Annotated in this window: 11 protein-coding genes; all 11 read left to right on the forward strand. The window is 60.9% G+C overall.

Features of this window, described 5'->3' with window-relative positions; translation table 11 throughout:
• The first annotated feature begins 503 nt into the window (after window positions 1–503).
• The 11 genes from F757_RS0105895 to atpB all read left to right on the forward strand — a co-directional run bounded on the left by F757_RS0105895 (window position 504) and on the right by atpB (window position 13,645).
• Window positions 504–1,670: an ABC transporter substrate-binding protein gene (locus tag F757_RS0105895; protein WP_027210603.1), complete on the forward strand. Its 1,167-nt coding sequence runs from the start codon at window positions 504–506 to the stop codon at window positions 1,668–1,670.
• A gap of 413 nt (window positions 1,671–2,083) precedes the next feature.
• Window positions 2,084–3,244, forward strand: coding sequence for an ABC transporter substrate-binding protein (locus F757_RS0105900; protein ID WP_027210604.1), 1,161 nt, complete (start codon window positions 2,084–2,086; stop codon window positions 3,242–3,244).
• A gap of 195 nt (window positions 3,245–3,439) precedes the next feature.
• Window positions 3,440–4,495, forward strand: coding sequence for a branched-chain amino acid ABC transporter permease (locus F757_RS0105905; protein WP_027210605.1), 1,056 nt, complete (start codon window positions 3,440–3,442; stop codon window positions 4,493–4,495).
• Between the two features lie 4 nt (window positions 4,496–4,499).
• Window positions 4,500–6,284 carry a branched-chain amino acid ABC transporter ATP-binding protein/permease gene (locus F757_RS0105910; protein ID WP_027210606.1) on the forward strand — a complete coding sequence of 595 codons (1,785 nt, stop codon included), beginning with the start codon at window positions 4,500–4,502 and terminating at the stop codon, window positions 6,282–6,284.
• Between the two features lie 11 nt (window positions 6,285–6,295).
• Window positions 6,296–7,048: an ABC transporter ATP-binding protein gene (locus F757_RS0105915; RefSeq protein ID WP_232221364.1), complete on the forward strand. Its 753-nt coding sequence runs from the start codon at window positions 6,296–6,298 to the stop codon at window positions 7,046–7,048.
• Between the two features lie 163 nt (window positions 7,049–7,211).
• A complete protein-coding gene (gene mnmG / locus F757_RS0105920; protein WP_027210608.1) occupies window positions 7,212–9,170 on the forward strand; it encodes a tRNA uridine-5-carboxymethylaminomethyl(34) synthesis enzyme MnmG in 1,959 nt (652 codons plus the stop codon).
• A complete protein-coding gene (gene rsmG, locus F757_RS0105925; protein ID WP_027210609.1) occupies window positions 9,167–9,850 on the forward strand; it encodes a 16S rRNA (guanine(527)-N(7))-methyltransferase RsmG in 684 nt (227 codons plus the stop codon). Before mnmG ends, rsmG begins: the two co-directional genes overlap by 4 nt.
• 90 nt (window positions 9,851–9,940) lie before the next feature.
• Window positions 9,941–10,732 (forward strand): ParA family protein, encoded by a 792-nt coding sequence (locus F757_RS0105930; RefSeq protein WP_027210610.1) that lies wholly within the window; start codon window positions 9,941–9,943, stop codon window positions 10,730–10,732.
• A gap of 18 nt (window positions 10,733–10,750) precedes the next feature.
• Complete coding sequence (locus F757_RS0105935) at window positions 10,751–11,638, forward strand: ParB/RepB/Spo0J family partition protein (protein WP_027210611.1); 888 nt, start codon at window positions 10,751–10,753, stop codon at window positions 11,636–11,638.
• A 432-nt stretch (window positions 11,639–12,070) separates the two neighbouring features.
• Window positions 12,071–12,637 carry an ATP synthase subunit I gene (locus F757_RS0105945; protein ID WP_027210613.1) on the forward strand — a complete coding sequence of 189 codons (567 nt, stop codon included), beginning with the start codon at window positions 12,071–12,073 and terminating at the stop codon, window positions 12,635–12,637.
• A 156-nt stretch (window positions 12,638–12,793) separates the two neighbouring features.
• Window positions 12,794–13,645 carry a F0F1 ATP synthase subunit A gene (gene atpB / locus F757_RS0105950; protein WP_015004084.1) on the forward strand — a complete coding sequence of 284 codons (852 nt, stop codon included), beginning with the start codon at window positions 12,794–12,796 and terminating at the stop codon, window positions 13,643–13,645.
• Window positions 13,646–13,653: the final 8 nt, after the last annotated feature.

Below are 13,653 nucleotides of genomic sequence, written 5' to 3' on the forward strand. Positions count from 1 at the left end.
CTTCGGCGTCCGATCTAATCGCGCTGCTGTGCAGTATGACCCGCAAAGCGCGCTTGAGCCCTTATTTGTGGAACTTGCAGCAACGCCGCTCAAATGCGCCCCAATTCGGTGCCGCAGTGCACCACTAGGGTAATTGCTAGTTGTGGCGGGGAGGGGGCTCGGTTAACCTTCATGCAGTTCTGATGCACCACGAATTTGCAGGTGGAGAACGAGGAGACATGAGGCACTAAGTGCCCGCACGAAAGCGCTGTTGGATTGATATCCAACAGCGCTTTTTATTTTGTGCTTTTCCATTTGCGCCATTCCAGGAATTCGCTAAGTCGGCGGCCATTTTTATGCCGCCGATAATCGACTCGCCTATCCGTATTCCCCCTTCAAAACGCTTGCGGCGTGGGACTCCGGTCCGCTACACTTCTTATTCACCGACCGCTGGGTTGGGATTTAACTCAAGAATTTGCGTACGAATTTAAGGCGAATTGTTTAACGGGGCATAGAGGAGCGGAATGAAGTCGGCATTGCGTTGGATCAGCGCGGCATTAGTCGCCACCGGAGTTTCGGCTGCCTGGAGCAGCCATGCATTCGCAGATGTGAAAATCGGCGTTACCGTCTCGGCAACCGGTCCGGCCGCATCGCTCGGCATTCCGGAGAAGAACACCATCGCGCTGCTGCCGAAAGAAGTGGCCGGCCAGAAGGTCGACTACATCGTGCTCGACGACGCCACAGACTCCACCCAGGCCGTCAAGAACGCCCGCAAGCTGACGAGCGAAGACCACGTGGACGCAATGATCGGCTCCACGGTCGTGCCGAACTCTCTCGCCATGATTGACGTCGCCGTGGAAAACACCACGCCGGTCATCTCACTCGCCGCGGCGGCAAGCATTGTCGAGCCGATGGACGCCAAGCGCGCGTGGGTCTTCAAGACGCCGCAGAACGATATCTTGATGGCCACCGCCATCGCGCAACACATGTCCAATCACGGCGTGAAAACGGTGGCGTTCATCGGCTTCTCCGACGGTTACGGCGAAAGCTGGTTCAAGGAATTCAGCAAGGCCGCGGACCTGGCGAAAATCAAGGTCGTGGCGAACGAACGCTTCGCGCGTAACGACGCATCGGTCACGGGGCAAGTGCTGAAGATCGTCTCGCAGAATCCGGATGCGGTGCTGATCGCAGGCGCAGGCACGCCAGCCGCGTTGCCGCAGAAAACGCTCAGGGAGCGCGGCTACAAAGGCAAGTACTATCAGACGCACGGCGTCGCCAATAACGACTTCCTGCGCGTGTGCGGCAAGGACTGCGAAGGCACGTACCTGCCGGCGGGTCCGTTGCTAGTCGCGGAGCAATTGCCTGATTCGAATCCGGTGAAGAAGAGTGCGCTTGCCTACAAGCGCGCGTATGAAGGCGCTTATGGAGCAGGCTCGGTATCGACTTTCGGCGGTCACGCATGGGACGCGGGTCTGCTGCTGCAACGCGCGATTCCACTCGCTCTGAAGAAAGGGCAGCCCGGTACGCCGGCTTTCCGTGAAGCGCTGCGCGCGGCGCTGGAAGGCACGAAAGATCTGCCCGCGTCGCACGGCATCTTCAACATGAGCGCGAACGACCACGCTGGTCTCGATCAGCGGGCGCGCGTGATGGTGCAGATTGTCGGCGGCAAGTGGAAGTTGGCCGGCGACTGAGGAAAGGCAAAGCGCCAGGTGAGTTCATAGAAAAAGACGCGTGCAGTTGACGCGTCTTTTTTATTGCGCGCTTGAGGCAACGCGGCGCGTGCGCTCGAGCAGTGCAAGCGAAGGGCACTGCGGCGCGAAACGTGCGGCAATGCGGCTTCAGGACAAACCCGCATTTGGGTTGCAGTCTATTGACCGTCGGCGCGGCACAACGCAATACTACTAACATGTTAGTGGTTTAGGTTGCGCGAGTTCGCGGAGGCATTCGGTTATTGCGGCAGTAGGGAGCGACATACAAGCGGCGAAGGCGCGCACATCGAGCAGGGAAAACCATGCTTGGCACGGCCGGACCCTATAACTAGATTCAGACACCCGACCCACGAGTCGGATAACAGATACGCACTTCGGAGCGTTGGAGACTTGCAATGAGAAAGACAAAACAATGGGTACGAACTGGCATCGCAATGGCATTAATGTGCGGTGCAGGCGCGACGTTCGCTCAGGTAAAGATAGGCGTGACGCTGTCCACCACGGGGCCCGCGGCATCGCTCGGGATTCCTGAAAAGAACACCATCGCGCTGTTGCCGAAGGAGATAGGCGGCAAGACGGTGCAGTACATCATTCTCGACGACGCATCCGACACGGGTAAGGCCGTTCAGAACACACGCAAGCTGATCGACGAAGATCACGTGGACGCGATTATCGGCTCAACGGTGACGCCCAATTCGCTGGCCATGCTCGATCCGGCATCCGAAGGCAAGACGCCGGTCATTTCGCTCGCTGCTTCGGCCGCCATCATTTCGCCCATGGACGCAAAGCGCGCGTGGGCCTTCAAACCGCCGCAGAACGACAGCCTGATGGCCGATGCCATTGCCGACCACATGGAGCGTCACGGCGTGAAGACGGTGGGCTTCATCGGTTTCGCGGACGCCTACGGCGATAGCTGGAACAACGTGTTCAGCGCCGCCGCCGCTGCTCACAAGCTGAAGGTGGTGTCGAATGAGCGCTTTAACCGTACCGATGCATCCGTGACAGGCCAGGTGCTGAAGACAATGGGCGCCAATCCCGACGCGGTTTTGATTGCCGGCTCGGGCACGCCGTCGGCGCTGCCGGCCAAGACGCTCAAGGAGCGTGGCTACAAGGGCAAGGTGTATCAGACGCACGGTGTCGCGAACAACGACTTCCTGCGCGTCTGCGGCAAGGATTGCGAAGGCGAGATCCTGCCGGCGGGGCCGATCCTCGTCGCCGATCAGCTGCCGGAATCCAACCCGGTGAAGAAGTCGTCGCTGGCCTATAAGGCGGCCTACGAGCAGGCGTACGGCGCCGGTTCGGTGGCGACCTTCGGCGGTCATGCATGGGACGCCGGCCAGATGCTGCAGCGTGCGATTCCGGAAGCGCTCAAGACGGCTCAACCGGGCACCGAGGCATTTCGCGTAGCGCTGCGCGGCGCGCTGGAAAGCATCAAGGAACTGCCTGTCTCGCACGGCATCATGAACACGACTACGACGGACCACAACGGCCTCGACAAGCGCGCACGCGTGATCGTGCAGATCGTCGACGGCAAGTGGAAGCTGCAGAACGACTAATACAAGAAGCGGTACGCGCCTCTCATGAAGTGCGGCACATGACGCCGCACTGCCATTCTGTTCGACGACAATGGCACCCACCGCCGCGCCGTGCTCCGGCGCGGCGGTTGTCTTTCAGCACCGCAGTTTCGTTGGCGGCCGCGTGCCGGCACGACCGTTCCCAGTTTCGATTTCGACGCTTCAGGACGAGGAAGTATGGATCTATCAATTGCGGCGATCCTCGCGCAGGACGGCATCACCACGGGTGCGATCTACGCGTTGCTCGCGCTCGCGCTGGTGCTGGTGTTTTCCGTGACGCGGGTGATCTTCATCCCGCAGGGCGAGTTTGTTTCGTATGGCGCGCTCACGCTCGCCGCGCTACAAACGCAAAAGTTTCCGGCCACTTGCTGGCTGCTGATGGCGATGGGCGCGGCCTGCTTCGTCGTAGAAGTAGCGGGGCTTATGCGGCACGCGGAGCGGCGCCGACACGCCGCGCGAACGCTCGCTGTGCTGGCCGGCAAGTATCTGCTGTTCCCCGTGGCCGTGTATGCGCTGACTCAAGGCGTTTTCTCGCAGCCTTTGCCCATGATCGCGCAGATCGCGTTGACGCTGCTGATCGTGATTCCGATGGGCCCGTTCGTGTACAGACTCGCGTATGAGCCGATCGCGGAGGCGACCACGCTGCTCCTGCTGATCGTGGCGGTAGCCGTGCACTTCGCGATGGTGGGCCTCGGTCTCGTGATGTTCGGCGCCGAAGGCTCGCGCACCACGGCGTTTTCGGACGCGACGTTCAACCTGGGCAGTCTGTCGATTTCCGGACAAAGCCTGTGGGTGGTCGGCACGGCGGTAGTGCTGATCGGCGCGCTCTATTTGTACTTTGATCGTTCGATCTCCGGCAAGGCGTTGCGCGCGACTTCGGTCAACCGGCTCGGCGCGCGGCTTGTCGGGATCGGCACGACGCAAGCAGGGCGCCTCGCCTTCACGCTCGCGGCGGGGCTTGGCGCGCTCTGCGGCATCCTCGTGGCGCCCTTGACCACCATCTACTACGACTCGGGCTTCCTGATCGGCCTGAAGGGCTTTGTGGGGGCGATTATCGGTGGACTCGTCAGCTATCCGCTGGCGGCGGCCGGCTCGATTCTCGTCGGCCTGCTGGAATCGTATTCGTCGTTCTGGGCGAGCGCTTACAAGGAAGTGATCGTGTTCACGCTGATTATTCCGGTGCTGCTCTGGCGCAGTCTCGCCAGCCCGCACGCTGAAGAAGAAGAGGAGTGACGCGATGAAACGGATCATGACAAACAAGTTCTTCTGGCTCTTCCTCGCGGTGCTGTTTGCGTTGCCGGTGCTGCCGCAGCCGATTCATGTGCCTGAGTACTGGGTGACGCTGCTCAACTACATCGGGCTGTATGCGATCGTCGCCATCGGGCTCGTGCTGCTCACCGGCATCGGTGGAATGACCAGTTTCGGGCAGGCGGCGTTTGTCGGCATCGGAGCGTATGCGACGGCGTACCTCACCACGCGCTTTGGCGTCTCGCCGTGGTTTGCGCTGATCGCCGGCGTGTTGCTGACGGCGTTGATCGCGCTGGTTCTCGGCCTTGTGACGATGCGTCTGTCTGGCCACTTTCTGCCGCTTGGCACCATCGCGTGGGGACTGTCTCTCTTTTACCTGTTCGGTAACCTGGAGATGCTCGGCAAGTACGACGGGATCAACGGCATTCCGGTGCTGAATGTGTTCGGCATCGACCTGGAATCGGGTCGTCACATCTATTACCTGATCTGGCTGGTCGTGCTTGGCGCAGTGGTTTCGGTTCAGAATCTGCTTAACAGCCGGCCAGGGCGGGCAATCCGTGCACTGCGCGGCGGCGGCATGATGGCCGAGGCAATGGGCGTCAATACTGCGTGGATGCGTGTGGTCATCTTTGTGTACGCGGCGGTGCTGGCGTCCGTGTCCGGCTTTCTGTATGCGCATTTGCAGCGGGCGGTGAATCCCACGCCGTTCGGTCTGAACCACGGCATCGAGTTTCTGTTCATGGCGGTGGTGGGCGGTGTGTCTCACGTGTGGGGCGCGGTGCTTGGCGCAGCAATCCTCACGGTGCTGCAGGACTATCTGCAAACACTGCTGCCGAAGCTGCTGGGCGAGAACGGTAATTTCGAGGTGATCGTCTTCGGCATTTTGATGGTGCTGTTGTTGCAATACGCGCGGCAGGGCGTCTGGCCGTTCGTCGCCCGTTTCTTTCCGCGCGGCCCGCGCGCGCGTCTGCCGGAACATGCGGACCCGCTGCCGCAGCGCAGCAAACCGACAGCCGGTGAGACGCTCTTGACGGTGAACAAGGCCCGCAAGCAGTTCGGCGGTCTAGTCGCGGTCAACGATGTGAGCTTCGACGTGAAGGCGGGCCAGATCATTGGCCTCATCGGCCCGAACGGCGCGGGCAAATCTACCACCTTCAACCTGGTGACCGGCGTTCTGCAGGCCACAAGCGGTGAGATTACGTTCCGCGGCGAGCGGATCGATGCGCTCAGTTCACGTGAAATCGTCAAGCGGGGAATCGGCCGCACATTCCAGCACGTCAAGCTGCTGCCGGGCATGACGGTGCTGGAGAATGTGGCGATCGGCGCGCATCTGCGTGGACATGCGGGTGTCTGGCGCAGCGTTGCGCGTCTTAACAGCGCCGAAGAGGCACGGCTGATGGCCGAAGCCGCGCGCCAGATTCGCCGCGTCGGGCTGGAGCAGCATATGTACGACGAGGCGGGCAGCCTCGCATTGGGCCAGCAGCGGATTCTGGAAATCGCTCGGGCGCTCTGCTGCGACCCCACGTTGCTGTTGCTGGACGAACCGGCGGCTGGCCTGCGGTATCAGGAGAAATTGCAGTTAGCGGATCTGCTACGTCGGCTGAAGGCGGAAGGGATGAGCGTGCTGCTGGTCGAGCACGACATGGACTTTGTGATGAACCTGACCGACCGACTGGTCGTGATGGAGTTCGGTACGCGTATCGCCGAAGGCCTGCCGCAAGACGTGCAGCAGGACCCCGCGGTGCTAGAGGCTTATCTCGGTGGGGTGGAGTAATGGAGAACGACATGAGTGCAGCAGCGGCCATTCTCGACGTGAACGGTCTTTTCGTGCGCTATGGCAAGGTCGAGGCGCTGCACGGCGCGGCGATCAAGGTGCGACCCGGACAGATCGTGTCGGTTATCGGCCCGAACGGCGCGGGCAAATCGACGCTTCTGAACGCAATTATGGGCGCCTTGCCGCCCACCGGACACGCGAAGGGCGCGGTTATTTATCAGGGTGAGGATGTAAGCGCCGTACCTGTGGAGAAGCGGGTGGCACGCGGCATGTGCCTCGTGCCGGAGAAGCGGGAGCTCTTCGCATCGATGACAGTGGAGGACAACCTGGTCCTGGGTGCGTACCGGCGCAAGCGGGCAGGCGAGCGCAATTTCCTCGATCAGATCGAACCCGTCTTCGAGCTCTTTCCGCGTCTGAAGGAGCGCCGTAAGCAGGCGGCCGGGACGCTGTCCGGCGGAGAGCGACAAATGCTTGCGGTGGGCCGCGCTTTGATGGGCAAGCCCGATCTGTTGATGCTGGACGAACCGAGCCTCGGCCTCGCGCCGCTGATCGTGAAGGAGATTTTCCATATCATCAGTGCGCTGCGGCAGACGGGCGTGGCTACGCTTCTCATCGAGCAGAATGCGCGCGCTGCGCTACAAATTTCCGACTATGGGTACGTCCTGGAAACTGGCGAACTAGCGCTCGAAGGTCCAGCTACCGATCTGGCGAACAATCCACGAGTCATCGAGACCTATCTGGGACTGGCGAAGAAAGCAGCCTGACTTCGTTGGGCCTGGGCTTTCGAAGCGGCGTGTTTCACGTGAAACACGCCGCTTTTTTCATGCTTGGCCATTCGACCGAATTCGTGCCAAAACCGAACCCGTTATAATTCGCCCATACATTTTCCTTTGAAGGCTCACGCGATGATCTGGCGTGAGATCCGCGATGCTTTTTCCCACAGAATTTGACGTAATCGTTGTCGGCGGCGGGCACGCCGGCACCGAGGCCGCTTTGGCCTCCGCTCGCATGGGCAATAAGACGCTCCTGCTGACGCACAACATCGAAACGCTCGGTCAGATGAGCTGCAATCCGTCGATCGGCGGCATTGGCAAGGGGCATCTGGTCAAGGAAGTCGACGCCTTGGGCGGCGCTATGGCGGCTGCGACGGATGAGGGCGGTATTCAGTTTCGCATCCTCAATTCGTCGAAGGGCCCGGCAGTGCGCGCCACGCGTGCGCAGGCCGATCGGCTGCTTTATAAGCAGGCCATCCGTCATCGGCTTGAGAACCAGCCGAATTTGTGGCTCTTTCAGCAGGCCGTCGACGACTTGATGGTCGAGGGCGACCGTGTAGTAGGAGCAGTTACCCAAGTAGGAATTCGCTTCCGCTCGCGTGCAGTCGTGCTCACGGCGGGCACATTCCTCGACGGCAAGATTCACGTTGGCTTGAACAATTACACGGGTGGTCGTGCCGGCGATCCGGCGGCCCTGTCGTTGTCGGCGCGTTTGAAGGAATTGAAGCTGCCGCAAGGTCGTCTGAAAACTGGGACGCCTCCGCGTATCGACGGCCGCACAATAGATTTCTCGCAATTGGAAGAGCAGCCGGGCGACCTCGATCCGGTGCCGGTGTTCTCGTTCTTGGGCCGCGCCGAGCAGCATCCACGGCAAGTGCCCTGCTGGGTAACCCATACCAACGAACGTACGCACGACATCATTCGCGGCGGACTAGATCGCTCGCCGATGTACACGGGAGTGATCGAGGGAGTGGGGCCGCGGTATTGCCCGTCCATTGAAGACAAGATTCACCGCTTTGCGACGAAGGAGTCACATCAGATTTTTCTTGAGCCCGAAGGACTGACCACCAATGAGTTCTACCCTAACGGCATATCTACAAGCCTGCCGTTCGACGTGCAGCTCGAACTGGTGCGGTCGATGCGCGGGCTTGAGCATGCCCATATCCTGCGACCCGGATATGCTATCGAATACGATTACTTCGACCCGCGGGGCCTGAAGGCGTCGCTTGAGACGAAAGTTATCAGCGGCTTGTTCTTTGCGGGCCAGATTAACGGTACGACTGGCTATGAGGAAGCAGCGGCGCAAGGTCTGCTGGCTGGCGTCAATGCCGGTTTGTTCGTGCAGGGCAGGGAGGCGTGGTGCCCGCGTCGTGACCAGGCGTATCTGGGCGTGCTCGTCGACGATCTGGTGACCCGTGGCGTCTCCGAGCCATATCGTATGTTTACGAGTCGCGCGGAGTATCGCCTCAGCCTGCGTGAGGACAACGCCGATATGCGGCTCACCGAAATCGGCCGCGAACTGGGGGTGGTGGACGACGTCCGTTGGGATGCATTCAGCCGCAAGCGCGACGCTGTTTCACGTGAAACCGAACGGCTGCGGACAACTTGGGTGAATCCGAAGACCCTGTCCGCCGAGGAAGCGACTGCGTTGCTCGGCAAACCGATCGATCATGAGTACAGCTTGGCGGACTTGCTGCGCCGCCCCGGCGTCAGCTATGACGGCGTGTGTGCACTTCGCGAAGGTGCCTGCGCTGCGCCCGGCACATTGGCTGAAGACGAAGTCCTGCTGGCCCAAATCAAGGAGCAGATCGAAATTGGCATCAAGTACCAAGGCTATATCGACCGCCAGGCAGGTGAGATCGAGCGGAACGAGGCGCACGAGAGCACGCGTCTGCCGGAAGGCTTGGACTACGCCGAGGTAAGGGGCCTCTCGTTCGAGGCTCGCCAGAAGTTGACGCAGTTCCGTCCGGAGACCATCGGCCAGGCGTCGCGCATTTCGGGGATCACGCCAGCGGCCATCTCGTTGCTGATGGTGCACTTGAAGCGCGGGCTGGGTCGCCGCGCGACTAAGCCGGCTGAACCCGGTGCCGACAATGTGCCGGTGGCTCAATGACCTCGAAGCAAAACGGCAGCGACCGCGAAGCGCTAGCGCAGCTTCTGGCTGAGGGCGTGAGTGAGTTGGGCCTCGATCTCGACGAGACGCAACGGGCCAAGCTTCTCGACTACGTCGCCTTGCTGGCTAAGTGGAACGCGGTGTACAACTTGACCGCGATCCGTGATCCCCGGCAGATGCTGATCCAGCACATCCTCGACTCGCTTTCGATCGTGCCGCACTTGTCGCAGCGCAATCCGCGCTCCGTGCTCGACGTGGGATCTGGCGGTGGACTGCCGGGCATCGTGCTGGCGATCGTCAAGCCGGACTGGCGCGTCACGGTGAACGACATTGTTCACAAGAAAACGGCTTTTCAGGCACAGGCGAAGGCCGAGCTAGGGCTCAGCAACCTTTCGGTGGTGACGGGTCGTGTGGAAACGCTGCAAGCCGGCGCCGAAGTGCCGGCAAAGTTCGACGTAATCGTTTCGCGAGCATTCGCAGAGCTCGCCGATTTCGTTACACTGGCCCGTCATCTGGTCGCCCAGCATGGCGCCATTCTCGCGATGAAGGGCGTGCGTCCGAACGATGAAATAGCGCGCCTGCCAGCGGGCGCCCACGTGGAACAGACGGTACGGCTCGCGGTGCCGTTTCTGGACGCCGAGCGGCATCTCGTCACGGTACTTGTCGACGAAGCGCGTTAGGCGACCTAGCCGCATCGGCCGCTCTTCACGTTGATCGCGTAATCGCATAGAGACAATCACATTCAAGCAGCAAAAAGGGACACTCCAACGATGGCAAAAATCTTCTGCGTTGCGAACCAGAAAGGCGGCGTCGGCAAGACGACGACGACAGTCAATCTGGCGGCCAGCCTGGCAGCGCAGGGGCAGCGGGTCCTTCTCATTGATCTGGACCCCCAAGGTAACGCAACAATGGGCAGCGGCATCGACAAGGCGGCGTGCGCCAACACCGTCTACGAAGTGCTGGTTGACGGCGTCTCCGTAGCTGAGGCGCGTATGCGTCCAGAAGCCGTCGACTATGACGTGCTTCCTGCGAACCGCGAACTCGCCGGGGCCGAAGTAGAGCTCGTCAGCGTGCAGAACCGCGAGCGTCAGTTAAAGGCGGCGCTTGCCCCGGTCGAAAGCGAGTACGACTTCGTGTTGATCGATTGTCCGCCGGCTTTGTCACTGCTGACGCTCAACGGCCTTTGCGCCGCACATGGCGTCGTCATTCCGATGCAGTGCGAGTACTTCGCGCTCGAAGGCCTGTCCGATCTCGTCAATACGATCAAGCAGGTGCACGCGAACCTGAATCGCGACCTGAAAGTGATCGGTTTGTTGCGTGTCATGTTCGACCCGCGCATTACGTTGCAGCAGCAGGTCTCGGATCAGTTGAAAGAGCATTTCGGCGACAAGGTGTTCGACGCAGTGATTCCGCGTAACGTGCGCCTTGCCGAGGCGCCCAGCTACGGTTTGCCGGGCGTGGTGTTCGACAGGGCCTCGCGCGGCGCGCAGGCTTACGTGCAGTTCGGCGCAGAAATGATTGAGCGGGTGCGCGCACTGAATGACGCGCCCCAGGCATCCTAAGTGGATCAAGGAAGCACAATGAACGCAGTAGCAAGAAAGAAGGGATTGGGTCGCGGCCTGGAAGCATTGCTCGGCGGCAGCGCCGATATCACGGAGGCGGTGGCGATAGAAGGCGCGCCGAACGTGCTGCCTCTGTCAAAGATGCAGGCTGGCAAGTATCAGCCGCGCACGCGGATGGACGAGGGCGCGCTGCAGGAGTTGGCGGCCAGCATTCGCGCCCAGGGACTGATGCAACCGATTCTGGTACGGCCGGTATCGGCGGACAAATACGAGATCATCGCGGGTGAGCGGCGTTTTCGCGCGGCGCGCCTGGCGGGTCTCGAGGAAGTGCCGGTCCTGGTCAAGGACGTGCCCGACCAGGCTGCGGCGGCGATGGCGCTGATCGAGAACATTCAGCGCGAAGATCTGAATCCGCTCGAAGAGGCTCAGGGCATACAGCGTTTGCTCGACGAATTCAATTTCACGCACGAACAGGCGGCCGAGTCGGTCGGCCGCTCGCGCAGCGCCGTGTCGAATTTGCTGCGTCTGCTGAACCTCGCCCCGCCGGTTCAGACCATGCTGCTCGCGGGCGATCTTGACATGGGGCACGCGCGTGCGTTGCTTGCAGTCGATTCCGCGACGCAGATCACGCTGGCGAATCAGGTCGTCAACAAGCGGATGTCGGTGCGCGAAACGGAGAAATTGGTGACGGCAACCACCAAGGCCGTACCGGCGGTCAAGGCGCGTGCGAATCCGGATGGTGGCCGGGACACGCGGCGCCTCGAGGAAGAGTTGTCCGATCTGCTCGCCGCGACTGTCAAGATCAAGCTGGGCCGACGCGGCCGCGGCCAGGTGCTAGTGGACTTCGGCGATCTGGATGCACTGGAAGGCATCTTGGTGCGCTTGCGTGGAAATGCCACTGCCTAGAGCAGAATTACCGCATACAGGTTCATTCCACGTGCAGTGTCGACAACGCGCCGACACTGCTCCAATTGCGTCGGATTCCTAACTGATCTGACGGGGTGCAACCAGTCCACGCCGCCAAAGTAAATCGCCATCGGCATTTGTTGCATTTTCGAGACGTCTGCTGCGGCGCTTTTCAACCCGTAGTGCGGGGCAAAAACCTGCCAGAATGCGCACACGTTTTGCGTGTGCCCGACAGCCTTACATTTGACGTGCTGCGCGCCGCCATGCGGGGTTTTCCACATCGCGAGGCGTCGTTTCGCACTGTTTATTGAACGGCCTAAAGTCTTGAATTGCCTGCAACTATCGCTTACAATCGCCCGGATTTAATTGCACGGCAACCCCGTAAGCGCAGCGAAAGCTCGCTGATCGGAACGGCACTTTCGGAACACTGCGATGGCGGTCAAAGCGTCAAATCAAGCGCCAGAAAATGGGCGTGACAATGGGCGCAAGAATGGGCGCGACGCAAGCCGTAATCGGCGCACCGTTTCCGACACGTCCACCGCTCAGTCAGTCGCGCGCGAGGACTCGTGGGAGGCCGAGCAGGATAACAATATCGTTCCGCTTACCCGGGCCGAGGCAGAGAAGCTTTTTGGCCCGAACGTGAGTCGTCCATCGCGCGTCACTCCTTTCAAGGTCGTGGCAGCGCAAATGGTTTTGTCCCTGGTTGCGACGCTGGTGTGGTGGCTGTTCTATGAGCCACCGGGCGCTGCTGCGCTGTCCGCGTTCCTGGGGGGAGCGATCTGCTGGGTGCCGGGCGCATTGTTCGCGGCGCGGCTGAGAACGCTGAGCGGTGCCGAGACAGTGATGAGTTGGGTGCTGGGCGAAGCGCTGAAGATGGGGGCGACGATCGCGATGTTCGTAGCCATCGCCTTCTGGTATCACGAGGTACGCTGGGTTCCGCTGCTCGTGACCTATCTCATCGCCCTCAAGACGTACTGGATTGCCTTGGCATGGCGCTAGGAAGCAACAGGTAACAGCAAAGATTCAAAGCCGGCGCGTGGCGCCGGCTAGAGCGTGCGGATACGACACGATCCGCGCCCGGCGCGTTCCCGCGATAGAGCATTGCGGTGGGAGCGGCCTAAGACGATTTTCGACAATTTGGGTGGCTTTAACGATATGGCAGCTAGCGAAGGCACGCGCGCAATGGATCCGTCCGAGTACATCGCGCACCACTTGCAGAACTTTTCCACCGCGCACCAAACGTCGATTTTCGACATTCACGTGTGGAATCTGGACACCCTTTTCTGGTCGATCGTTTGCGGTCTGGCCACCATCATCATCCTGCATCTCGCTGCCCGCAAGGCGACGTCCGGCGTGCCCGGCCGTTTCCAGTGCGCAATCGAGATGCTGGTCGAAATGGTCGAGGATCAATCGAAATCGATGATCCACGGCACGCGCACTTTCATCGCGCCGCTGGCCCTGACGGTTTTCGTCTGGGTCGCGCTGATGAACTCGCTCGACTTTATCCCCGTTGACCTGCCGGGTCACGTGATTGGCTGGCTGGGTCTGTCCGAAGCCATCCCGCACCACCGTATCGTTCCGACTGCCGACCTGAACGGCACGATCGGCATCGCGCTCGGTGTGTTCGCGCTGATGATTTACTACAACTTCAAGATCAAAGGCGCCGGCGGCTTCGTGCACGAACTGCTGTCGGCTCCGTTCGGCGCGCATCCGCTGCTGTGGATCCCGAACCTTGCACTGAACATCATCGAGTTCGTCGCGAAGACGGTCTCGCTCGGCATGCGGCTGTTCGGCAACATGTACGCGGGCGAACTGTTGTTCCTGCTGATTGCCCTGCTCGGCAGCATCTGGAGCTTCGGCGCGGACACGACGGTGCTTGGCTTCATCGGCCACGTGATCGCGGGCAGCGTGTGGGCAATCTTCCACATCCTGATCGTTCTGCTGCAAGCGTTCATTTTCATGATGCTGACGCTGGTGTACATCGGCCAGGCACACGACACGCACTAACCTGCGCT

It is taken from the genome of Burkholderia sp. WSM2232 (assembly GCF_000472545.1).
Classification (GTDB): Bacteria; Pseudomonadota; Gammaproteobacteria; order Burkholderiales; family Burkholderiaceae; genus Paraburkholderia.

Excerpts from the sequence above, each read along its gene's own strand:
- F757_RS0105935 (WP_027210611.1), top strand. The coding sequence starts at position 10,751 with ATGAACGCAGTAGCAAGAAAGAAGGGATTGGGTCGCGGCCTGGAAGCA.
- F757_RS0105930 (WP_027210610.1), top strand. The coding sequence starts at position 9,941 with ATGGCAAAAATCTTCTGCGTTGCGAACCAGAAAGGCGGCGTCGGCAAG.
- atpB (WP_015004084.1), top strand. The coding sequence starts at position 12,794 with ATGGCAGCTAGCGAAGGCACGCGCGCAATGGATCCGTCCGAGTACATC.
- F757_RS0105900 (WP_027210604.1), top strand. The coding sequence starts at position 2,084 with ATGAGAAAGACAAAACAATGGGTACGAACTGGCATCGCAATGGCATTA.
- F757_RS0105945 (WP_027210613.1), top strand. The coding sequence starts at position 12,071 with ATGGCGGTCAAAGCGTCAAATCAAGCGCCAGAAAATGGGCGTGACAAT.
- F757_RS0105895 (WP_027210603.1), top strand. The coding sequence starts at position 504 with ATGAAGTCGGCATTGCGTTGGATCAGCGCGGCATTAGTCGCCACCGGA.
- rsmG (WP_027210609.1), top strand. The coding sequence starts at position 9,167 with ATGACCTCGAAGCAAAACGGCAGCGACCGCGAAGCGCTAGCGCAGCTT.
- F757_RS0105915 (WP_232221364.1), top strand. The coding sequence starts at position 6,296 with ATGAGTGCAGCAGCGGCCATTCTCGACGTGAACGGTCTTTTCGTGCGC.
- F757_RS0105905 (WP_027210605.1), top strand. The coding sequence starts at position 3,440 with ATGGATCTATCAATTGCGGCGATCCTCGCGCAGGACGGCATCACCACG.
- mnmG (WP_027210608.1), top strand. The coding sequence starts at position 7,212 with ATGCTTTTTCCCACAGAATTTGACGTAATCGTTGTCGGCGGCGGGCAC.
- F757_RS0105910 (WP_027210606.1), top strand. The coding sequence starts at position 4,500 with ATGAAACGGATCATGACAAACAAGTTCTTCTGGCTCTTCCTCGCGGTG.